We start from the raw sequence: 20,726 nt of genomic DNA on the forward strand, positions 1-20,726 counted from the left end.
GTTTGTGTCCCTTAGACTTCGCTATCAACTATTTATAATTGCTTCTGTTGCGCTGATTGTATTTTTGCTTTCTAAGGGACCGTCACCTGGGCAAAACCACTTTGTCTATTTAGCTGATTCTTTTCTACACGGCAGCTTAAGCCTATCTGGTGATGGTGTAAACCTCGCCGAAGTTGTCCCCTTTAACGGTAACTATTATGTGGTTTATCCGCCGATGCCTGCAATTCTGCTTTTGCCATTTGTCGCAGTTTTCGGCACAAGCTTTGATCAGGCTTTATTTTCGGTGCTTCTTGCAAGCCTCTGCATTTCGGTAATGTTTCTTATGCTCAAAAAAGCTGGTTCATCCACAAAGAAGACGCTTTGGTTAACGGTGCTGTTTGGGTTTGGTACCTGTTTCTGGTTTATCGCTTCTGTTGGTTCTTCGTGGTACATTGAGCATGTTGTCGCCGTGTTATTCCTCACGTCAGCTATTGTTTTGTCGCTTTTCAAGAAACACAATTTCTTGATTGGGCTACTCTTGGGTTGTGCTACACTTGCGCGATTGCCGGTCGTGTTATCGTTTCCTTTCTTTCTGCTTGCCATCTATCAGCAACATGACTCATGGAAACCGAGGTTTAAGCAAGCAGCTTACTTCTTTGCAGGCTTAGCTATACTCGTCGGACTAAACGCGCTTTACAATTACGCACGCTACGGGGTTTTCAACGACATCGGCTACTACCTGATTCCTGGTATACAGGAAGATCCCTACTTCACAGAAGGCATCTTTAGCGTAAGCTACATTCCTCGCCACATCTACGCCATACTCTTCCAAGGGCCAATCTACGTTGACTACTTCCCCTATTTCAAGCCGTCATGGATGGGTCTTGGTTTATTCTTTACCACGCCCGCGTTCATCTACATCTTTAGAGGCCCTTGGAGTAGCCTCAGCAAAAGAGCTGCCCTGGCCGTTTTGTGCATATTGCCTCCTCTGATTACTCATGGCACGGTTGGGTTTACGCAGTTTGGTTACCGTTTTAGTTTGGATTTTACGCCGTTTCTAATGTTGCTTGTGGCTAAGGGTATGGGGCAAAGTTTAGGGTGGGGTGAGAAGGCTTTGATTGTTTTGAGTGTGTTGGTTAATTTGTGGGGTGTGGTTTCGATTATAAAGTTTGATTTTGTGAGTTTCTAAGGCTTCCTTGCTTAGGTTTTGTTTGACAGTTGTGCAATTAGGGTTTAATTTTGGTAATAATATGTGTAATTGTGGGTTTAAATTTGAAAAATTGTTTAATAAACGTTCAGCAACTATCTTTTTTGATAAGGAGGTGCGAGCAAATCGACAAAAACCTCGAATTAAGCCTCGTTCAGCTGGATGCTCCCACAGCCAGATCGTGGCACTAAAATAACGCCACCGCCAACGAAGCAACAAGCAGTCCTTCAAAAAGAAAGCAGCATAACCGAAACAAGCAAAGCAACAGCAAACTAACAAGTACTGAGACCAAGCAACCCCTTCTCCCCTCTTTATCAAGATGCAAGGGCGCTGACAGGGCTCTGGAGAAAATGTTTCCTATTTCCGAGTTTCATCTTTCTCCTATTTTCTCCTTAAAGTGCTCCAGAACCCCAGCTAAGCCCTTAAAGATATTGGTAATCCTTCTGTTGCTAGTGAGGGATGAATCTGCACTTTCGCTTCCATCACTATTTTTCCTTGAATTCCCATAAAATTAATAACTCTGGCTCTGTAAGCAATCCCTAATCCGTCGGATGCATAAGTGTACGAGCTACTCATCTTCATATTCTTATCCATAGTACTTGAATGCGGCATGGGCATAATGTATGGAATAGGAATAGGGTATGACCCGCTACTGGTATTCCCAGCAGCCATAATCATCAACTTCTTGGGAATTATCATTGCCGTAAAAGTAGTAGAACGGCTGTTTGAGTGGAAAAAAGGTTTTAAAGCTTGGCTTGAAAGACGGCTTGCCAGAGGCCAAAAACTCATCGACAAATACGGCTGCATCGGCATAGTGATGGGCGTTCTGGTTCTTTCCCCCATTCAACTTGCGATTGTTGGCCGCTTGATAGGTATCAAACCTAGAAAACTCTATCCGTCTCTGTTCGCAGCGATTTGTGTGGTTGCCACTGCCTTTTTAGGCATATCTCTAGGTATTTTCAAAATCTTATTAGGTCAATAAAATAGGGTACTCAGCTGAAGTAGCCACTTGTTATTTCTGCATAAACTTCATTTTAGAGCTAAAGGTTTGTGGACTAATTTTAGATGCACTTGTTCAATGTTGGTGGGATGTAAAGATTAAGTGAATGTTTTAGACATTCACCCATGCGCCTTTTGGCATTGATTCAGGTATGGTGAATTCGATGGTGAGTGGTGCTGTTTTCTCTAATCTGATTTCGATTGTAACCTGTGACCGTACCAGTGCTGCGTTATCTGGGCTTAAAGATATTACTAGATAGCCTTTTTCACTTGAGTCTAAGGCTTGGTCGCCGTTGCTGTTTTGTATGTAGAGTTTGCCCTGATCTTCGGTGACATCTGATAGCATAGTGTTGAAAGTTTCGCCGATGGATGAAGCATTTACTCCTGCGTAAACGTTTGACCATGCGTTTGAGCCAATTTTGAGAGTAACAACAGTTGTGTCTTGGTTCATTGAGACATACTTTGCGCCGAATGTTTTCAAAGGAACAAGTATGCCAGTTACGTTTGCTCCGTCAGCGGTAGTCTTAACGAATGTAGTTCCGTCTACTGAAAGCGGTGTGCTTGCTTGCTGTAAGCCTTGCTGAATTACTGTTTTACCTTGTTCGGTAGCAAAAAGCCCTTGGTTGACAACCATGAAGCTGAAAACAGCTGCAATGATAACGAAGGCAATGAGTATGATTGCCGCCTCTAAACCAACTATAGCTCGCTTCTGCTTTGCGAAGTCGTGCAGGTATTTTTTCCAGTTCATCTTATTTCCCTCTTGGTGTTACCCTCATTAAGGATTGTTTTTATATTAATCACTTATGAAGACGTAATATGCATGATAATGCAGAACTGGCAATACTGATTTTTGATTACTCGAAAACTGAATAAAAAAAATGTGAAACGCAAGCGTTAACCGCCTCCCCCCTAAATGGCGAATTAACGCTGGTGCGTTTACTATATCACAGACACGTAGCTGTTTGCAGGCATCGACGCGGGAACAGTGAACACTATCGAGATGGTTGCGCTGTTTTCTATTCTCAACTCTACGCTTATGGTTGCTCTAGCATTTGCCTCGTCACCGGAGCCAAGAGCGACCAAGAGGTAACCCTCCTCACCTGCGTTTAGGGCTTGGTCCCCGTTGCTATTCGAAATAACACAGACTACGCCAGTGGTTAGCCCCTTTGCATAGCCGATGCTGTAGGTTTCGTTCACGAAAATGTTGCTTCCTCCTGCTCGCTGAAAGCCGACGAATTCATCGAATTGCTTGCCTGTTGGATCGTAAACAACATTTGTTGCATTGTAGCCTGTTCCGTCCGTGTTGCCTACGTGAAGTGTTCCAAGGTAGGCGTTTGCCCAAGCTTTGTCTCCGACTTTTAGGATTATGCTTGTCTGGTTTTTGCCCATGTTAACAAAGTTTGATCCGAACGCTTTGATGGGAATCACTGCATAGTTAGCCGTTGAACCATCTGGTGTGGTTCTAACAAAAATTGTTCCATCGACTATTAGGGGCGTGCCTGCCTGTGAAAGGCCCTGTGAAATAACAGTTTTGCCTCGGTCAGTAGCGAACAAACCCTGATTGACGACCATGAAGCTGAAGGCGGCTGCTATGATGACGAAGGCGATGAGTATGATTGCGGTTTCTAACCCTACTATGGCCCGTTTTTGCTGAACGAACTTTACGAGCTGGGCACGTACTGAATTGCGGATTTTTTGATTACATGAAGGGCAACTGACCATGAACAATTTGGATCTAGTGTGCCACTCGTAATCGCACTTTGTGCATTTTATGTTTGGTTTTTCTCGGTTCATCTCTCCACCATCTTCCACTTATGCTTCTTATACTACCACTTCTACTTATTATTAGTATATAGTAAGAGTCAATATTTAATAAATGTTTTGGAAATGAACACCCACACAACACACCAAACTACATGAAAACTAAAACGCCCAAAAAAGCTATTTTCTTAAAAGCTTAGTTATGCTATAGCGGTCGGCATTTCTAGGGCCGGCATCGAGTTTAAGGCGGTTTCAATGAGCATACGTGAGGTGATTCCTACTGCTCCGCTTATGGCTAGTAAGATGCCAAGGTTTAGGAAGAATGTTCCCCAGTATCCGCCTGAAACCGCTTTAACCGTTAAAGCATTAATTACGGCCATTACTAAAATAACGCAGGTATTGCCGATTTGGATTAACGCTATGGGCATGGCGTTGAAGCCAAAGTATGAAACACCCGATAGCCCGCCTAAGTATTGGGACATAAAAACGGCGAGAACTTCCAGAACCGTCAGAAGAACCACTATCAAGGGCTGCGTAACCAAGACGACCGTCTGGAAACTGTTAGCCACTACATCCCGCAGCTTTCTGAGTTCCAAAAACTTGACAACCCTGTTTCCTAAAGCGTTACCGATAACGAGTGCATCTGCGCCTCTGCCCATGGAGTCAAGCAGAATCTTGTTGCTCATATGCACATGGTAAGATGAGGACTCTTCAGAAAGGGTTTCGAGTGCTTGCCTGTGGTTAATATCTAGTTTTAGTCGTGCGAGGGCGGCTTTGACGAGGTTGCGTAGTGGTCCAAGTTCCATGTGAAGGATAAAGGCAAGTGACGTTTTCAGATCCGAGGTTGAGGCCAAGTTTTCGCCCAGTGCCTTGAGGAAGGTTGGGTAGTTCTTGTCGATTTTTGCGACATGACGCTCTAGCAGGTACCCGAATATGCCTGGAATTATTACGCCTAAACCCATAACGATAAATGCGTAAGGCGCACCGAAATTGACGTATACAACGTACGCGAATACGGTTGATAGGGGTATGATTGTTAGGGCTGTTATTTTCATACAGGTGTAGAGTTTGGGCGGGTACTTGCCGATGTATACGATTTGTTCGGTTGGCGCGGAAGATTTAAAAAGGAAATACATGAGCACCGTGGACACGATAGAGATTATGTAGCCTAAAGGTATGACACTGGGGTCTATCATGAAAACCGTCATAATCACAAGAGTCATAATCAAAAAAACCGTAATGCTCTGAAAAGACGTGAAGACACCGCCCAAGGTTTCCATTGTTTTGATGGATCTTGAATAGTATCCTGCGTATTCTTCTACTATCATGGATGACTCGATTTCTAGGTACCCTTTAGGTTCTACACTTGAGAATGTGTTTGTGCAGCGTACAAGAATGTCCTTTAATGGGGGTTTGACTGTCTTGGCGACCTGCGAGGTGGCGTTCGTGATTCCGTAACCAAAATGGCTGGCTAAGTTTTGGATTCTTTTGAATACCGTTGAGTAATACCCGTATTCTTTGTTTTTTGCAATCGTGCCTATGAGGTCTGTTGGAGTTGTTTCGCCAAGTGAGAGACTATACATATGGAATATGACCGTGGTGAGTGCTTGGTCGATTCTGGTTTTGATGCTTCTTTTTTCCATGAACTTGAGCATACACCAAACGGCTAAGCCTACACCTAAACTGATCAATGCTTCGATTAGTTCTCTGTTGACCATGAAATAGACTGAAAAAATGACTGAAGGTGTCAAAATCAAAACTAGTTTTGTAGTACTGCTCAAACCCATGGGACTTTCATCTCTTTCACTCTTCGATGAACTTCCCAGACGCCTAAAGTTCGGGCGGCAGTCATGGTTTGAGTAACTTCGCTGTGTGTCGGATAGTATTCTGCTAAGTAATTGAGTATTTCTTCTCTTGCTTTAAGCTCCTTGTAGAGGTCTCGGATTCTGTCTTCGCCCCATCCTCTAAACGCCAAAACACGGTTTTCCAGATGGAAACTTGAACCCATGAAGCGGAATTTATCTAAGTCTTCATCGTACATAAAAGTAGGCAGATAGTTTAGTCGTCCTGCGTCAGGTTCGTAGCCGATTACCTCGTTTATTGAGGTACATCTGCGGATGAATTTGCTTCCGCGTTCGATTCTTGCTTGAAAAATCACCAAGTTTAAGCCATCTATGTGACTTTTTGGCACATCGATTGGGTAAGACGTGAGTCTTTGGAAGAGTTGTCCAAGGTTGCCTGCGTGCATGGTTGATAATACGGGGTGACCTGTTTCAACAGCTTGAAAGGCGATTTTGCCTTCTTCGCCTCGGAGTTCGCCCACAATGATGTAGTCGGGTCTCTGTCTTAGAGCTGCTTTTAGCAGGTCAAACATGGTTACCTGTACGCCTGTGTGCATTCTTGTGATTTCTCGAATCCAGTTTTTCTGGTAGACGTTGATTTCAGGGGTTTCTTCGATGCTGATAATTTTCGAGTCTGAACTGATAAAACTGGTAAGCGCATTCAAAGTGGTGGTCTTGCCAGAGGCAGTTTCTCCGCAGACCAAAGCAGTGATGCCTACTTCAAAGAGCATCCACAAGTAGGCTGCCAGTTCGGATGTGAGCGTGTGCCATTTGATTAATTGCGCGATTGATATGGGTTCTTTGGGGAACTTTCTTATTGTGAAGTTGCTACCTCGCAGGCTTATGTCCTCGCCGAAAACGATGTTAAGTCTTGAGCCATCGTTGAGGTGAATGTCTATGATTGGGTGTGTGTAGCTTAGGACTTTTCCATGCCGTTCTGCGATGTTTCTTAAAAGTTCGTTAATTGCTTCCTGTGAAACGTCAACGCTGGTTTCAAGGTTCCCAAAAGTTCTATGATAAACAAAGACGCTGCCTGCACCTGGAATGCTAATATCTTCAAGACCAGGGTCAGCTAAAAAGCCATCCAGAAAGCCGTGCCCAATTTTATCTCTCAAGAAGTGGTAGAGTAAGACATCTTGGTTTGCGTCTTTGGGTATTTTGACCATTTTTTTCTTGATTGCCTGTCTAAACAAACTGGCTAGAATTTGGGCTTTTTGATCACCGTATTCTTTTCCTTCTACAAGCCTTGCAACAGCGGTTTCGATTTCTGCCAGCAATTTGGGGTCTGGTTTTGGGGGTTCGATGATGTTATATTTGTTAACTTTTTCGCCCATAGTGATGTGAGCGTATATGCCTAAACCCAGAGGGTACATGACGTTTACTTTTTCGTTGAAATGTTCTGATTCTATGTTTAAAGTATACTGGGGCGGTTCCTCGAGATTTTTAACATAAGCGTCTAAATATGGATGCTTCTGTGTTGCGCTTTGCAGCGTTTCACAAATCGGTTGATTGAAAAGCCCCAAATCTTCCATCATTTTCGCAGAGTTGCCTTTAACGGGTTTTTCAGGTTTCTGTGTGGGGGTTTTATTTGACATGGGGGCACGCTCCTACAGTCTCACTCCGCTAAGAGGCATTACTCGTAAACCGATTTGGGGGTTAATTGCAAGCGTTATGGAGCTTTTTCTTTCGCCGTTTGCTCCCCAGAGCTTAACCGTTTTTAGAAGTTTGACGTCTATGCCTGAAATTGTGGCGGTTTCCATTACAAAGTAGGCGTCAGAGTTTGCTCTAAGCTTCATAACTGATTCAGATGAGAGAAATTCAGGGTGGATAGTAAGTATCACTGTTTTTCCATTTGAGACGAGGTTCTTTATTCGTGTAATAAACGAGAGAAATTCGTGGAGGGGTGTGTCAACCGTTAGTACACTCAAACTGTCTATGACGACTACGTCATAGTTCTCTTTTTTTTCCTCCAGGAACTTGGTTGTCACATTCAAAAAGAGAGAGCTCATGGGTTTGTTCCATTTTCCCCCTTCAACGTGGAGGGGATAGATTTTGAGGTACCCATAAAGGTAGTAACTGGAAGGGTCAAGTCTAACTGACTCCATCATAGCGAGATATTCTTTGGTCATAGCTTCGCTGGAGATGACGTAAACCCTTGACTTATGCTTCAACATCGCATAAGCGATTAACTGGACAAAAACAGTTTTTCCCGATCCATGGTTACCTTCAATCAAGATCAGACTGGGTGTAGGTATCCCGCCGCCGAGGTCTCTATCTAATTCAGGTATACCTAAGCGAACTACGCTCACGTCATCATACCCTCCGAAGTAGCTGCTGCACCGTAGTATGAAGCAAAAGTTACAGAAACAACATCGCTAGCTGAGATTTCTGGAGCTCCAGATGGAAGGTTTAGGCTAATTGTCGCTTGCTCGCCGGGGTTAATGTATTTGTGTGTGGCTGTGTTGAAGCTGTTGTTTGAGCCGATTACTTTGATTTCTTCTATAGAGTAGCTTTCGATGCTGTAAGAGTACCTCTGGGCGCTGCTTCCGTAAGATAAGATTATTGTGTTCCAGTTGTATCCGTTGGAGTTTTGGAGAAAGATGGTTTTTGAGCCAATATTTTTTACTGTTACCTCGCTTCTTGTTGCGGTAACTGAATCCACAGTCAACTGTATCTGCGTGTTGAGTTTATCATGTTGATTGCTTATGTAGACGCTTGTAGCGTATGAGATATCCTGCATGCTGGTAAGGAAGGCTGTGCAAACCGTAGAGAATAGCGCTACAAACCCTATAAGCACAATAAACGATGCAAGCCCGACTGAAAACCCCATGTCATCACCTCAAGATGCTGGCGCCGAAAAGAGGTAGTCACTTCCGATTCCTTTTGATGGAACTATTTTAGCTTCTAAAACTGAGCCATCAATGGCGCCAGTTGGATAAGCAAGAATTGTTGCAGTTTCACGTGGTTCCCATACGCCATTACCGTTAGCATCTGTAATGGTGAATTTTCCGCTTCCCCCCGCGGCAGTCGCATCGTAGTTATAGAGTTGGGCAGACCCATAGTTTCCAACGTAAACATCTAAGAAGGTGAAGTCATTAATGGAAAGTTTACCTACGTTTTTTGCGTATATAGCAAAAACGGGTGTCCCTGTCTGGTTTGCTGTAGCGTAAACTATCTCTACTTGAGTAGAAATCGTACTTTTAGCGTCACTGACCGCCTGAGTAAATTCGTTTTGAACAACATTACCCGTGTATAAGGCGCAGGCCACGAAAGCACTTGCTAAAATTACAGATGCTATAACCACGATGATATGCGTGATTGTAAGCGAGAAGCCCAACCTTTGCGCCTCTACTCATCTTTTTGCTTTTTCAACTGTTGCTCAGTTAAATCTATGAGGGCTTTCATGTCTTCAGGGTCTATACTAGTTTTTGACAGCGAAGCTGCCTTGTACATAAACAGCAGCAGATGACTTTTTGAGAAACCTATCAACCTGATCCTTTCAGCTGTAACAGCCAAAGAGTAGATGAATTCGTTGGCGTGTTTTGGTAGATAATTTGTCATTTCACATAGGTTAGCGAGTTGCCGTATGTTCTCTGCGGTTAATCCATCATCCAAAAGCTCCCAAATCCAATCCAGATAGGCAGTTGGTCTGATTGACGGCGTCTGAGTGATCGGTGGAAGCGGCATGGTGGGTTTAGGTATAGCTTCCTCAATTTGGGGGATAAGATCAGGTTTCTTTGGAGGAACCTCTTTTTCTTCATCAATGTTTTCTTCAGGTTTTCCTAAAACTAGGGATTTTACTCCTGGCGGAAGTTTCTCTGAACTAACTTTTTCTTCATCCGCGGTTCGCAATACGTTGAATGGGTTTTCCATCTCGCTAACGGTTGAACGGATTTCAGCTATTGATTTCTTTAGGTCACCCACAGCTGCTTGCACACTTTGTGACAAATCTTCAACGTCTGACCGAAGCGCACTTATGTCATTTTTTTCCGTAGCGTTAATGATGAACTGAGGTTTTTCTTTGCTTACGCTACGTGAGCGTTCGTCAGTACTGCTTCCGTTGGTTGGCAAACGAGTGTTCTCCTAAGGTGGGGGTTTGATGTAACTGTCTGCTCGTATGCCATATCTGCTTTACGAATTCTAAATCAATATTGAGCAGATATGTTGCCTGACACCATTTGTAGAAGTTAAATATCTATGGGAATCTGCGTCAGTGGCTCTTTTTTGAATCATTAATACATTGTTCAGTAACTGAATAGTATGATGTTTTCTATACTCGAAGAAAAATCCCAAACTGATGAATCAATGTACGCTTAAAGTCATCTGAATATGTAAACAAGGACTTTGCTATGCGTGAACTTTAAATGTGTGACTCCTGAACAGTATTGTCCGTAAATATAACAGCAAAGGTAGATTTTTTTGCCTGTTTACTTATCAAGCATCGTTGGAAGCCCAAGCATCGGCGTCTACTCATTGGCAAACGAAAAAGTAGTGATTATCCCAGTCATGGTGCCGCAGCAGAAAGCCCAAGAATTCGCCGACTGGCTCAAAGCTGACCTCATCTACACATCCATAAGCGGCTCAGTTCTCATCGGCGCCCTCGCCTGCGCTAACAGCAACGGCATGCTGCTCCCAAACTCAGTTCGCCAAGAAGAGCTTGACCGCATAAAAGCCGTCTTCAAAGGCAACATAACAGTTATGGAAACAAAAAAAACCGCCTACGGCAACCTCGTTTTAGCAAACGACAAAGGCGCATTGGTTGACCCCCGCTTCAAGGCTAAGGAAATCCAACAAATCTCTGAAACCCTTGGCGTGGAGGCGGTCCCTGCAGAAATCGCTACATTGCCATACGTGGGCTCACTTGCATGTGCGACTAACAAAGGCGTCTTAGCCCACCCCATGCTCAAGCCCGAAGAAAAGAAAATCCTCGAAAACGTCTTCAAAGTCCCCGTGGACGTGGGCACAATAAACTGCGGTATCCCCTATGTTGGCACAGGATTAATCGCCAATTCCCATGCAGCAGTCGCTGGTTCTTTGACAACTGGACCCGAGATGTTTATAATTGGGAATGCACTGGATGTTGTGCAGGAAGAGAAAAATCCATGAAAGCTTTCAAAGTAACCGGTGAAATCAACAAGCCAGAACTTTCCACTCCATTCGCACGCGAAGTCTTAGCTGACAAAAGCGAACACGCTGTTGAAAAGGTCTACGCAGAAATCGGTAGCAGACACCGTGTAAGGCGTTGCCACATCAAAATCAACGGCACAAAAGAGTTGAAAGCCGACGAAATTGAGAACCCGGTAGTTAAAAAAATCATTACTGGAGAACAGTAAATTGACTCAAAGAGCCCCTGCTGAAGAGGAACTTCGAAGACTCAGCGTAGAAATGCGCTACCTCGAGCAGACAGCAGAAGTGTTACAGCAACGCATAAACATGGTCAACACCGCCATAGCTGACCTCACATACGCCAACGCAACACTCGACGGCATAGAAAAAGAAAAAGAAAACACAGAGATGCTGGTTCCAATCGGCGGAAGCTCATACGTAAAAGTCAAACTAGCAGACCCCAACAAAGTCATCGTCGGCTTAGGGGCAGGCGTATCAATCGAGAAAACCCTCGCAGAAGCAAAAGCAACCCTCAAAGAACGCCTCGATGAACTCGAAAAAACCATGACCAGCGCCCAGCAACAATTCAGCCAAGTCGCCGAACGCATAAACAGCGGTCGCGGCAGACTAGAGTCGTTGCTTTCTGACGCACGACAAGCCAAACGTTAGAGCGTTTGAGCTATGTTTGAGAAGCTCAAGTCTGGTTTCAAGGGTTTAGTTACCAAAGTTACCACGACTGAGCTTAAAGAAGAAAACCTGACCCCAATTTTATCCGACTTCAAAATGAGTCTAGCCGAAAACGACGTGGCTTTCCCAGTCGCAGACAAAATCGGCGACGACCTAATCAAACGGCTTTCAGGCGTACAAGTTAAACGCCTAGAAGACCGAAAAAAAATCGTTGACGAAAACCTCCGCCAAGTCCTCCTCGAAGTCATGCTAACCAATATACGCATCGATCTACTGCAGAAAGCTGACGAAAAACGCGCCAAAAAAGAACCACTCACCTTAATGTTTGTAGGTATAAACGGCACTGGAAAAACCACCACCATCGCTAAAGTAGCCAAATTCTTCCAAGACAAAGGCTACTCCACCGTTTTAGCGGGCGCAGACACTTACCGAGCGGGCTCAATTGAACAACTAGAAGAACACGGCAAACGTTTGGGCATTCGAGTTATCAAGAGCAACTATGGCGGCGACCCCGCGGCGGTGGCTTATGACACGGTGAACCATGCTAAAGCACACGGCATAAACGTCGTCCTAATCGACACAGCGGGCCGCATGCAGACCAACCAAAACCTGATGAATGAACTCATCAAAGTCAAACGGGTCGTTAAACCTGACCTGACGATTTTCACAGTAGATTCACTGATCGGCAACGACGCTGTAATGCAGGCAGAAGAATTCAACAAAGCGGTCGGCATAGACGCAACCATACTCACCAAAGTCGACGCCGACGTCAAAGGCGGCTCAGCCCTCAGCGTAACATACGTAACTCAAAAGCCGATTCTATTCATCGGCGTGGGACAAACCTACAAAGATCTAGAACTGTTTAACCCTGACAAGTTTGTCAACATGATTCTCCGCTAAAAATGCGCTTTTAGGGTTCTTCGGCTTCTACGAGTTCAAATCGAATTTTGGCTGGGTAAATCCAATACGCCCTGATGAAGTCGTCTGTGCTTTGCTCTACGTCGATGGCTTCAAAGAAACCAATGAACTCCTTATCCACGTCAGCCACGTTTTTTGAGGTCTCTACCTTAAGGGTGAAGAGGTACTCGTTATTAACCTCTAAGGACTGCATATCAAAACTTGCAGGTACCTCGACAGCAAACATCAGATTAGAAACTATGTCTTGGACTGCAACTTTACGGACTGCGGCACTTTTGGTTTTAACAACTACTAAACGCTTGTCCAATTTTCGGAAGTTAAAGCCACTCTCAACGTTTAAAGAAGCCGACATAGAGTCCACAATCAAAACATGGAGGTTCACCCATAAAAACTCTCACTAACCCGCGGTCATAAGGAATCCAGTGTTCTGCCCCCTATAACTCCACCTAATTTTAAGGGACATTCGAGACCGTAACCGCCGACCTGCTGCTCTGTCCCTTCCCTCATATATAAGGGAGGGGAGGTAGCTGCAGAGAGGCTGCGCTATCCCAACATAACCAGATAAAAACTAAATTTTGGAAATGAATTTAATTAATGGTGGGCCCGATCGGATTTGAACCAATGACCAACAGATTATGAGTCTGGCGCTCTACCTAGCTGAGCTACGGGCCCACAGTGGCGTTGGTTATATTGCTGTTTCTGAACAGATTTAAACGTTTTTGGGGCTACAACTCAACGTTCGGTTTCTGGGTTATTTTCTTGTTGTTTGGGGAAATCGATAAGAAATCCATCAGTAAATCCGAATGGTGACTGGTCAGTGGAGTTAGTTATTTTTTTTACTGCTAAAAAGTTTACGCCTATCAGTTGGGCTGGATATTCAGAGCGTTTATGTCGTTAATGACTGCAAAGTCACCACAACTATCTCTTAGTCGCCTAAACCAGCGAATAACAAAACGCAGCAACTCATGGTCGTATTTTGTGGCCCCAATTCGCCTTTCTATATATAGATACAAGGGCAGGTTCAAGTGTTGGTTCTCAGTGGCCAATGCGACTGCCCGAATATATAAGCAGACCATTTAGTCAAAGAAGTTGGACACACTTCAATTTCTGAGTCAAGAAATCTTGACAAGAACGCTTTTAAACAAAACCTAACCCCAAAACCATTTTGGTGACTGCGATGAATAAAGCAATTCCTCTGCTGTTGATTTTGATTCTTGTCTCATCTGCTCTTCTGCTCTTGTTAGCCTTCACCATTTCCTCTTCCGCTGACCTTTCCCCCTTCCTCATAGCCGCAACCATCGTAGCATCGGTTGCCCTTTTAGGCGCTGTATTTTCGCTCTACACCGAAAACAGAGCCAAAAGCAGAGTTTAACAAGTTACTCTTTGCATTGTCTGAGGTTGCGTAACTCTTCCAGTGTCTGGTTGAGCATGGCGACGTCAGCGATGGCTTTAACTGCTGAAACAGGTAGGCAAACGGTGACTCTGCCGAGGTAGGGTTGCTTGAACCCAAACTTCTTGGTTGCCTCATCGGTTAAGTTTACGTAGAGGCTGGTTATTTGCCAAGTGCTCATGTCCAACTCTGCACTGTGCACTTCGCCTAACTCAAAATTGTCCGCCGTATAGGCTTTCTTCCAGAATAACCTTGTAATTTCAACCATAAAAGAAACCTTCACCTATAAAGTGCCAAACGCATCTTATATGCCTTCATTTAGAATACTATTTTACAAACCTTAACTATAATTATTGATGGTGACGTCTTTTGTCAGTTTCTCAACATCAAAGGAAACTCACGCCTGAAGAGGAACAAGTCATAGTTCACAAAGGCACCGAGATGCCCTTCACAGGCAAATACTACACTTTCTGGGAAAAAGGCACCTACGTCTGCAAACGCTGCGGAGCCAAACTTTACCGTTCAGAAAGCAAGTTTGAAGCCCACTGCGGTTGGCCAAGCTTCGACGAAGAAATCCCCGGCGCAGTTAAACGGCTACCTGACCCTGACGGAATGCGAACCGAAATTCAGTGCGCTAACTGCGGGGCCCACCTTGGGCATGTTTTCACGGGGGAACAGTTTACGGAGAAGAATACGAGGCATTGTGTTAATTCGCTGTCTTTAGAGTTTATCCGCGACAGATAGCTCGGCAGCGCCATAGTTCGCGAAAGAGTTATAGTGCCACTCTGTGTAAGTAGAGGTAGCAAGCGGCGAAGCAGCGATGTCGACGCCTACACCTGAACCCACAGTTGCACCTGAACCGTCTTTTTTGGGCGTACCAGTGGACACCATAATTGGAATCATAATAATCTCAATAATCGCTATCTCGCTTGAGCGAATTGTAACCCGTTATCTGTTGCGGTTTGCTAAACGCACAAAACTGGAGCCCAACGTAGCCAACAACCTCGCTTTAACTTTCCGCATCTTCGTGTTGATCGGAGCCGTTGCTGCAATTAGCCATGTGGGTGGATTTAGTGCAGATTGGATTGTTTCCATCTCAGCTATCGGTGCCGCTGCTGTCGGCTTTGCTTCGCAGAAAACCATCGGCAACTTTGTAGCAGGTCTCTTTTTAATCGCGGCGAGGCCGTTTAAGGTGGGTAACTATGTTCGAATAGGCACCGTGGAAGGCATAGTCACCGAGATTAACATTAACTACACAAAAGTGTTCACTGCCGCCAACAATACGGTTTCAATCAGTAACTTGCAGATTTTAGATAGAGAAATAACAAATTTCCTCTATGAATCAGTGGATCATGTGGACTTGTACTGTTATACTTTTGATTTGGGTTTTGATCACCTGGTTCCAGCAGACAAAATCGCCGAGCTTTTCTCTGAGGTTTTTTCCAAAATCACGCAGCCACTGCCCCGAAATCCCTGTGTGGTTTTCGCCCGTTCAACTGCCGCGGAGAGAGTTTTCACAATCTACCTCTACGTGAACAATCCGCAGGATATTTTTGTTCTTAAGCCAATGATTGCTCAAGAAATGTTCCAACGCTGGGATGAGGAAAGAGCTAAACTAAAGAAATAACCATATGTGAACATAATAATGCAGTTAGGGATGAATATGGCGAACACAAAAAAAGAATCACTCAATGCACAAGCAGCTAATCTGTCTGAGTTGATTGGTTACCAAGAAGGCTCAGTAGTTAGCCGAACAATAATTGACAAGAAAGCGGGAACGGTGACCCTTTTTGCGTTTGATGCCAATCAAGGCTTGAGTGAGCACACGGCGCCCTACGATGCCATGGTTTACGTGTTGGACGGCGAAGTCGAAGTTACAATCGCAGGTAAACCCATCAACCTCAAAGCAGGCGAAATGACCATCATGCCCGCAAACAAACCGCACGCTTTAGCTGCTAAAACGCGGTTCAAGATGTTGCTGGTTATGATAAAATCTTAAGCTTGTTTCTGCATTTATGAAGAGAAACGGCTAAACTAAGAACGGCATTGACTGAACAAGATTTTGAAGTAATTGACGTTACGGCTGACATCGCAAAGTCAGCTGCTGAGTTAAGGTCAAAATACAACATGTCGATGGCTGACAGCATAATCGCAGCGATAGCGCTGGCTCTGAAAGCAACTTGTCTCTCAGATGGCTCTCATTTTAAGGCGGTTAAGGAAATAGAAACTGACTGGATTTAGCAAATGCCCATCCAAGACAAGGACTTGCCAAATCACTTTTCATCTAAAGGTTTACCCCAAACATCAATGAAACAGTAAGCACCAAGCGTTTTTCTCGGCGGAATCTTGGGGGCTTCCGCAGGGTAACCAAGGATTATTAGCGCGGCCGGTTCAACCTCCGTGGGAATTGCCAAAACTTTTCTGACAGCCTCTTTTGCGAAGGCGGGTGCACAGAACCAGCAAGCACCCAACCCCGCCGCATGCGCCGCTAAGAGCAGATTCTGCAACCCTGCACCTAAACTTTCCACCGCCAAGTCCCTTTCAAAGCCCTGCCTTTGTGCATCGGGGAATTTTCTGAGCCCCTCCATCGTCAGACAGGCAAGAATGAGGGCGGGAGCTTTTGCAAATCTCAACTCTCTTTCACGGCGTAAGTTTGGGTCAACTTGCGAGCCTTCTTTTAAGAGGTCAGCGGCCCATGCATCAGCCAAATCTTTGGATAGTTTCTCTTTGACTTCGGGTTTTTCAATTATTATAAAACGCCATGGCTGGGAGTTATGCGCGGAAGGAGCCCACCCCGCCGCCTCCAAAACCTCCAAAACAAGCCTTCGCGGGACCTCTTTGGGCAGATACTTCCGTATGCTGCGCCTCTGCCTGATCAATTCATGCAGGTTTGACATAATCGGAAAGTAAGGGAAAAGGTGGTTTTATGTTTATATGCGATTGGGTTCCAAGATTACTTTTAGCGAGTTGCCTGCTTCGGCCATCAAACGGAAACCTTCCTGCGCTTCGGTTAGGGGTAGACGGTGGGTTATCATGCCTTTCACGTCAAGTTCCCCTGTCGCTAAAACGTGCAATGCGTCTTCGATGTCGTTGGGTGCGGCGCCGTAGCTTGTGCGCATGGTGATTTCGTTTCGCCAAAACTGGTTAATCGGCACGGGTAACTTGACGGTGGGGTCTGGTACTGCGAAGAAGAGGATTGTTCCGCCGTTTTCTACGCAGTCCATTGCTGAAATCGCTGCGGATGTGGCGCCTGTGCATACGACGACTTGGTCGGCTAAGTGCCCTGTTAATTCTTTGAGTTTTGCTGGCAAGTTATCTTTGGCGTCGAGAGCGTGGTGTGCGCCAAATTTCTTGGCAAGCTCCAAGCGGTATGGGTTGATGTCGGCGACTATGATGTTTTCTACCCCCTTGAACTTCGCTAGTTGTACATGGAGGATGCCTGAGATGCCGCTCCCGATGACGAGCAGGGTATCGTCGGCTTTTAGTTTGGAGAGGCGCTGCCCACGTGAAACGCAGGCCAGAGGCTCGATAAATGTGCCCTCCTCAAAGCTTAGGGCGTCGGGGAGCTTGTAGATGCCGTACTGCACGTTGATTTTTGGCACCAACACGTACTGTGAGAAGCCGCCGGGGTAGTAGTTGGTGGTGTGGAGTGTGTGACAGGCTGTGTGGTTGCCCCGTTTGCAGTGGCGGCATTCAAAGCAGGGAACGTGATGTGAGACAAATACGCGGTCGCCCACGGCCACGTTTTTGACTTTTGCGCCGACTTGGCTGATTACGCCTGTGGCTTCGTGACCCAATACACGCGGCGCCTTAGGCACGCGGTACCATTCGATGACGTCGCTGCCACAGATGCCGCTGGCCATAACTTTGAGCAGAACTTCTTCTTCGCCTGCGCGGGGCGTAGGAATCTCTTGCACGCGAACGTCATGATTATTGTAGTAAAAGGCAGCTAACAAAAAAATTCACCAAAGAAAAGAAGGCGGGTTAAGCTTTGCCCGCGATGATTTGGTTGTATAGGTCGTCAGCTTCTTGTGCGGTGTAGCCTTCATGGATTATAGCTTTGATGGCTCGGATTGAGGCGACGGGGTGCTCAGTTTGCCAGATGTTCCGTCCGAGGTTAACGCCTGCCGCGCCCTTCTGCATACCGTCGTAGACAAAGTCGAAGACTTCACGCTGAGTTTCGGTTTTTGGTCCACCTGCGATGACGACAGGAACTGGACAGCCGTCGATGACCTTTTCGAATTTCTCTTTACAATAGTAAGTTTTGACTACACGTGCGCCGATTTCCGCGACGATACGTGCGGCTAAGGCGAGGTAGCGGGCTTCACGTTTCTCCAGTTCCTTGCCGACAGCGCAGACAGCCATGACAGGTATGCCATAGTCTTCGCATTCGTCAACAAGCTTTGCGAGGTTGGTTAAGCTTTTGTTTTCGTATTTGCTTCCCACGAAAGCAGACATTGAAACTGCAGAGGCATTCAGTCGGATGATTTCTTGGATGGATGTAACTAAGGATTCGTTGGCTAAGTCTTCTCCAACTACTGAAACCGCGCCTGAAACCCGCATGATAACTGGCTTTTCAAGAGCAGGATCTACGCAGTTGCGCAGTATGCCCCGTGTGAGCATTAAGCCGTCGGCGTATTGTATGATTGGTTTTATGGTTTCGCCGGGTTTTTCAAGGCAGTGTGTTGGTCCTTGGAAGTAGCCGTGGTCGATTGGTAAGAAGAGGGCTTTTTTGTCTTTTTGGAATAATCGGTTTAAGCGGTTTTGCATTCCCCACTCCATATCTCATTGCTCCGAGACAGCAGTTGGCTTAAGAAATAAATAACCTTATCCTTTCAAGACAGAAAAAAGAAGTTAGGCTAAAAATAGCCAAAGCAAATAAACCGACAGAGCCGCCGAGAAAAGAATCAGCCATTGCTTTTTGCTGGCCTTAAAAATGTAGCGTCCATACATCGGGGGAATCGGAAAAGTATCAAACAATGCGTCTATAACACACATTGCCAACCCTGCACTGCCAATCAACACAAAGCCGCTTTCGAGCAAGACAAAAAAGAAGCCAGCAAAAGATAGAGATAAGAGGGCAGAGGCAACGGCCAAGGATTTGCCCAGTTGAGGGGTAAACTTGGGGGAATAGGAAACGTTGCGTGCAGGTTTAGAGAAAGGCGTCTTTAGCAAAAGAGTAGTTAAGACAAAGAGCGCCAAGCCAAGGTACCATATTTTATATTCAGTCCAGACCCCTTTACGCCTCGACATGGCGATTAATATGAATGTTTTCGCGAAACCCACAAGGATGCTGGTTGCAAAAAAAGTGGGCAAAATAATCAAAATCTCCGCTAACTGGTCTACTTTGACGTAGGCAAAAGACAACGTTAAAAGCCCAATCGCAACAGCGTAAACCACAAGCTCAATTTTGGTCGGTTTAAACACGGAGCCCGTTTTTTCTTCAACTTTGAGTTTGTGCTTGGAAATTATGAAGCTAGAAAGCCAACTCTTAACGCCTGAGGGCAGAACCTTTTGGAATTCTTTTGCCAACTTATCAGTGGGCACTCCCTGTGTGCTTACGGCGGCTATGGCTGCCGAGGCAACAGCGGTCCCCACTGCCGCTACCACAGGTGCGGCGATGGCATTGGCTGGTTGTGGGGTCCATACTGTGGTTGTCAGGTTTGTGTTTGTGGCTGGTGAACTGGTGGGGTTGGATGTCGTATTTGGAGCCGAGGGCGCAGGAGTTGGTGTTTCAGAGGTGACCGTTGGATTGTATTCACCGAAAGCATAGATGTTTTTGTCATATGCACCGACAAATATGGCGCCGTTAACAGCAACCATAGGCGCAAAAACACTTCCTTGAACATCATAACTCCACACAACATTGCCTGATTGGGCATTTAAAACATACAACACGCCACCTGAACCATAAGTGCCGATGAGCACTTTTCCATCAGCCAACGTGGGAGGCGCAAAAATCTTGGAGCCTAAAGGGTTACTCCACACAAGGCTGCCCGACTGAGCATTAAGGCAATATAGTGTGCCGCCCTCTGAACCAATATACAACAGCCCGTTGTCTATTGCTGGAGAGGACGAAACCTTGTCATCGGTCTGGTAACTCCAAGCCTGTGCTCCTGTACCAGCATCAAAAGCGTAGACGTTTTTGTCAGTTGAACCGACATAGATGACTCCGTCGGCGTATGCCGGGGAAGAGTTGGTGTAGGTGTCGCCGTCGTTTGTGTGGGACCTCCAAATCAAGCTGCCTGTTCCAGCATTCAAAGCGTAGAGGTAGCCGTCTTGAGAGCCAAAATAAACCACGTTGCCCACCACAACTGGTGAGGAGCGAATATCGCCTTGGGTGGCGTAACTCCAAAGTTCCGCGCCCGTCTGAGCGTTAAACGCATAAAATTTGTCGTCGGTCGAACCTACATAAACAACGTTTCCGACAACAGCTGGGGATGACCAAACGGCGCCGCCAGTGGGTACACTCCATACAGAGCTTCCTGTTTCAGCGTCTAAAGCGTAGAAGTTAAAATCGTTAGAGCCGATATACACCAAACCATTCGCGACTGCAGGGGAAGACCAAACGTTATCTCCTGTTTTGATGGACCACAAGGTAGCGCCTGTAGCTGCATCAAGCGCATAAACGTATCCTCCGAAAGTACCCGTATAGAGTACATTATCCACTACCGCAACTGAGGAACGGACCTGAGCGTCGGTTGCTTTAACCCAAAGCGTCTGGCTGGTTGCGGGAACGGATGAGGATGAACGCGCTGAATGCGCAAGGTCTCCGCTAAACATCGGCCAAGAACTCGTAGCTTGGCTTTTAACTAAGGTAACCGATAAAGAGCAGACT

Annotated in this window: 24 protein-coding genes, 1 tRNA gene and 1 pseudogene; 11 read left to right on the forward strand and 15 right to left on the reverse strand. The window is 45.7% G+C overall.

What is annotated here, in order from left to right; genetic code table 11:
• The first annotated feature begins 64 nt into the window (after positions 1-64).
• The gene (locus NWE96_10060; protein MCW3984320.1) at positions 65-1,168 is read left to right on the forward strand and encodes a hypothetical protein; all 1,104 of its coding nucleotides are present in this window, start codon (positions 65-67) and stop codon (positions 1,166-1,168) included.
• A 577-nt stretch (positions 1,169-1,745) separates the two neighbouring features.
• The gene (locus tag NWE96_10065; GenBank protein MCW3984321.1) at positions 1,746-2,168 is read left to right on the forward strand and encodes a small multi-drug export protein; all 423 of its coding nucleotides are present in this window, start codon (positions 1,746-1,748) and stop codon (positions 2,166-2,168) included.
• 129 nt (positions 2,169-2,297) lie between these two features.
• Here the strand turns inward: NWE96_10065 and NWE96_10070 are convergent, their stop codons facing one another.
• The 8 genes from NWE96_10070 to NWE96_10105 form a co-directional block, all read right to left on the reverse strand.
• Positions 2,298-2,933: a hypothetical protein gene (locus tag NWE96_10070; protein ID MCW3984322.1), complete on the reverse strand. Its 636-nt coding sequence runs from the start codon at positions 2,931-2,933 to the stop codon at positions 2,298-2,300.
• 191 nt (positions 2,934-3,124) lie between these two features.
• A complete protein-coding gene (locus NWE96_10075; protein MCW3984323.1) occupies positions 3,125-3,979 on the reverse strand; it encodes a hypothetical protein in 855 nt (284 codons plus the stop codon).
• A 167-nt stretch (positions 3,980-4,146) separates the two neighbouring features.
• Positions 4,147-5,727 carry a hypothetical protein gene (locus NWE96_10080; GenBank protein MCW3984324.1) on the reverse strand — a complete coding sequence of 527 codons (1,581 nt, stop codon included), beginning with the start codon at positions 5,725-5,727 and terminating at the stop codon, positions 4,147-4,149.
• Positions 5,724-7,382, reverse strand: a complete 1,659-nt coding sequence (locus NWE96_10085; protein ID MCW3984325.1) for a type II/IV secretion system ATPase subunit — start codon at positions 7,380-7,382, stop codon at positions 5,724-5,726. Before NWE96_10085 ends, NWE96_10080 begins: the two co-directional genes overlap by 4 nt.
• 12 nt (positions 7,383-7,394) lie before the next feature.
• Positions 7,395-8,096: a flagellar accessory protein FlaH gene (locus NWE96_10090; GenBank protein ID MCW3984326.1), complete on the reverse strand. Its 702-nt coding sequence runs from the start codon at positions 8,094-8,096 to the stop codon at positions 7,395-7,397.
• Positions 8,093-8,617, reverse strand: a complete 525-nt coding sequence (locus NWE96_10095; GenBank protein MCW3984327.1) for a hypothetical protein — start codon at positions 8,615-8,617, stop codon at positions 8,093-8,095. Before NWE96_10095 ends, NWE96_10090 begins: the two co-directional genes overlap by 4 nt.
• Before the next feature lie 9 nt (positions 8,618-8,626).
• On the reverse strand, positions 8,627-9,124 hold the full coding sequence (locus tag NWE96_10100; GenBank protein ID MCW3984328.1) for a flagellin: 498 nt from the start codon (positions 9,122-9,124) through the stop codon (positions 8,627-8,629).
• 11 nt (positions 9,125-9,135) lie between these two features.
• Positions 9,136-9,858: a hypothetical protein gene (locus tag NWE96_10105; protein MCW3984329.1), complete on the reverse strand. Its 723-nt coding sequence runs from the start codon at positions 9,856-9,858 to the stop codon at positions 9,136-9,138.
• Between the two features lie 348 nt (positions 9,859-10,206).
• Between NWE96_10105 and NWE96_10110 the strand changes: the two genes are divergently transcribed.
• From NWE96_10110 to ftsY, 4 genes are read left to right on the forward strand one after another with little or no spacing between them, the layout of a single operon-like run.
• A complete protein-coding gene (locus tag NWE96_10110; GenBank protein ID MCW3984330.1) occupies positions 10,207-10,893 on the forward strand; it encodes a translation initiation factor IF-6 in 687 nt (228 codons plus the stop codon).
• A complete protein-coding gene (gene rpl18a / locus NWE96_10115; protein MCW3984331.1) occupies positions 10,890-11,120 on the forward strand; it encodes a 50S ribosomal protein L18Ae in 231 nt (76 codons plus the stop codon). The genes NWE96_10110 and rpl18a overlap by 4 nt, the downstream gene beginning before the upstream one ends.
• Before the next feature lies 1 nt (position 11,121).
• Positions 11,122-11,562 carry a prefoldin subunit alpha gene (gene pfdA, locus NWE96_10120; protein ID MCW3984332.1) on the forward strand — a complete coding sequence of 147 codons (441 nt, stop codon included), beginning with the start codon at positions 11,122-11,124 and terminating at the stop codon, positions 11,560-11,562.
• A 12-nt stretch (positions 11,563-11,574) separates the two neighbouring features.
• Positions 11,575-12,480: a signal recognition particle-docking protein FtsY gene (ftsY, locus tag NWE96_10125; GenBank protein MCW3984333.1), complete on the forward strand. Its 906-nt coding sequence runs from the start codon at positions 11,575-11,577 to the stop codon at positions 12,478-12,480.
• A 10-nt stretch (positions 12,481-12,490) separates the two neighbouring features.
• Here the strand turns inward: ftsY and NWE96_10130 are convergent, their stop codons facing one another.
• On the reverse strand, positions 12,491-12,850 hold the full coding sequence (locus NWE96_10130; GenBank protein ID MCW3984334.1) for a hypothetical protein: 360 nt from the start codon (positions 12,848-12,850) through the stop codon (positions 12,491-12,493).
• A 243-nt stretch (positions 12,851-13,093) separates the two neighbouring features.
• Positions 13,094-13,170: transfer RNA gene (locus NWE96_10135), tRNA-Ile, on the reverse strand.
• 505 nt (positions 13,171-13,675) lie between these two features.
• On the opposite strand from NWE96_10135, the gene NWE96_10140 reads away from it, so the two are divergent.
• Positions 13,676-13,870, forward strand: a complete 195-nt coding sequence (locus NWE96_10140; protein MCW3984335.1) for a hypothetical protein — start codon at positions 13,676-13,678, stop codon at positions 13,868-13,870.
• A gap of 4 nt (positions 13,871-13,874) precedes the next feature.
• On the opposite strand, the gene NWE96_10145 is transcribed toward NWE96_10140, so the two are convergent.
• Positions 13,875-14,156, reverse strand: a complete 282-nt coding sequence (locus tag NWE96_10145; protein MCW3984336.1) for a hypothetical protein — start codon at positions 14,154-14,156, stop codon at positions 13,875-13,877.
• Between the two features lie 101 nt (positions 14,157-14,257).
• Between NWE96_10145 and NWE96_10150 the strand changes: the two genes are divergently transcribed.
• The 4 genes and pseudogenes from NWE96_10150 to NWE96_10165 all read left to right on the forward strand — a co-directional run bounded on the left by NWE96_10150 (position 14,258) and on the right by NWE96_10165 (position 16,129).
• A complete protein-coding gene (locus NWE96_10150) occupies positions 14,258-14,632 on the forward strand; it encodes a methionine-R-sulfoxide reductase (GenBank protein ID MCW3984337.1) in 375 nt (124 codons plus the stop codon).
• A 76-nt stretch (positions 14,633-14,708) separates the two neighbouring features.
• On the forward strand, positions 14,709-15,515 hold the full coding sequence (locus NWE96_10155; protein MCW3984338.1) for a mechanosensitive ion channel family protein: 807 nt from the start codon (positions 14,709-14,711) through the stop codon (positions 15,513-15,515).
• A gap of 36 nt (positions 15,516-15,551) precedes the next feature.
• Complete coding sequence (locus NWE96_10160; GenBank protein ID MCW3984339.1) at positions 15,552-15,887, forward strand: cupin domain-containing protein; 336 nt, start codon at positions 15,552-15,554, stop codon at positions 15,885-15,887.
• 44 nt (positions 15,888-15,931) lie between these two features.
• Positions 15,932-16,129 (forward strand): annotated as a pseudogene (locus tag NWE96_10165) (PIN domain-containing protein).
• A 32-nt stretch (positions 16,130-16,161) separates the two neighbouring features.
• On the opposite strand, the gene NWE96_10170 reads toward NWE96_10165, so the two are convergent.
• The 4 genes from NWE96_10170 to NWE96_10185 all read right to left on the reverse strand — a co-directional run bounded on the left by NWE96_10170 (position 16,162) and on the right by NWE96_10185 (position 20,671).
• Complete coding sequence (locus NWE96_10170) at positions 16,162-16,767, reverse strand: nitroreductase family protein (GenBank protein MCW3984340.1); 606 nt, start codon at positions 16,765-16,767, stop codon at positions 16,162-16,164.
• 51 nt (positions 16,768-16,818) lie between these two features.
• On the reverse strand, positions 16,819-17,844 hold the full coding sequence (locus tag NWE96_10175) for a zinc-dependent dehydrogenase (protein MCW3984341.1): 1,026 nt from the start codon (positions 17,842-17,844) through the stop codon (positions 16,819-16,821).
• A 28-nt stretch (positions 17,845-17,872) separates the two neighbouring features.
• Complete coding sequence (lsrF, locus tag NWE96_10180; protein ID MCW3984342.1) at positions 17,873-18,670, reverse strand: 3-hydroxy-5-phosphonooxypentane-2,4-dione thiolase; 798 nt, start codon at positions 18,668-18,670, stop codon at positions 17,873-17,875.
• A gap of 72 nt (positions 18,671-18,742) precedes the next feature.
• Positions 18,743-20,671, reverse strand: a complete 1,929-nt coding sequence (locus NWE96_10185) for a PQQ-binding-like beta-propeller repeat protein (GenBank protein MCW3984343.1) — start codon at positions 20,669-20,671, stop codon at positions 18,743-18,745.
• Between the last annotated feature and the right edge of the window lie 55 nt (positions 20,672-20,726).

It is taken from the genome of Candidatus Bathyarchaeota archaeon (assembly GCA_026014685.1).
In the GTDB taxonomy this organism is placed as follows: Archaea; Thermoproteota; Bathyarchaeia; order Bathyarchaeales; family Bathycorpusculaceae; genus Bathycorpusculum.

Coding starts and splice junctions, on each gene's coding strand:
- NWE96_10095 (MCW3984327.1), bottom strand. CDS start 8,617: ATGGGGTTTTCAGTCGGGCTTGCATCGTTTATTGTGCTTATAGGGTTT.
- NWE96_10140 (MCW3984335.1), top strand. CDS start 13,676: ATGAATAAAGCAATTCCTCTGCTGTTGATTTTGATTCTTGTCTCATCT.
- NWE96_10070 (MCW3984322.1), bottom strand. CDS start 2,933: ATGAACTGGAAAAAATACCTGCACGACTTCGCAAAGCAGAAGCGAGCT.
- ftsY (MCW3984333.1), top strand. CDS start 11,575: ATGTTTGAGAAGCTCAAGTCTGGTTTCAAGGGTTTAGTTACCAAAGTT.
- NWE96_10075 (MCW3984323.1), bottom strand. CDS start 3,979: ATGAACCGAGAAAAACCAAACATAAAATGCACAAAGTGCGATTACGAG.
- NWE96_10185 (MCW3984343.1), bottom strand. CDS start 20,671: ATGTTTAGCGGAGACCTTGCGCATTCAGCGCGTTCATCCTCATCCGTT.
- NWE96_10130 (MCW3984334.1), bottom strand. CDS start 12,850: ATGTCGGCTTCTTTAAACGTTGAGAGTGGCTTTAACTTCCGAAAATTG.
- rpl18a (MCW3984331.1), top strand. CDS start 10,890: ATGAAAGCTTTCAAAGTAACCGGTGAAATCAACAAGCCAGAACTTTCC.
- lsrF (MCW3984342.1), bottom strand. CDS start 18,670: ATGGAGTGGGGAATGCAAAACCGCTTAAACCGATTATTCCAAAAAGAC.
- NWE96_10160 (MCW3984339.1), top strand. CDS start 15,552: ATGGCGAACACAAAAAAAGAATCACTCAATGCACAAGCAGCTAATCTG.
- NWE96_10085 (MCW3984325.1), bottom strand. CDS start 7,382: ATGTCAAATAAAACCCCCACACAGAAACCTGAAAAACCCGTTAAAGGC.
- NWE96_10145 (MCW3984336.1), bottom strand. CDS start 14,156: ATGGTTGAAATTACAAGGTTATTCTGGAAGAAAGCCTATACGGCGGAC.
- NWE96_10155 (MCW3984338.1), top strand. CDS start 14,709: ATGTCGACGCCTACACCTGAACCCACAGTTGCACCTGAACCGTCTTTT.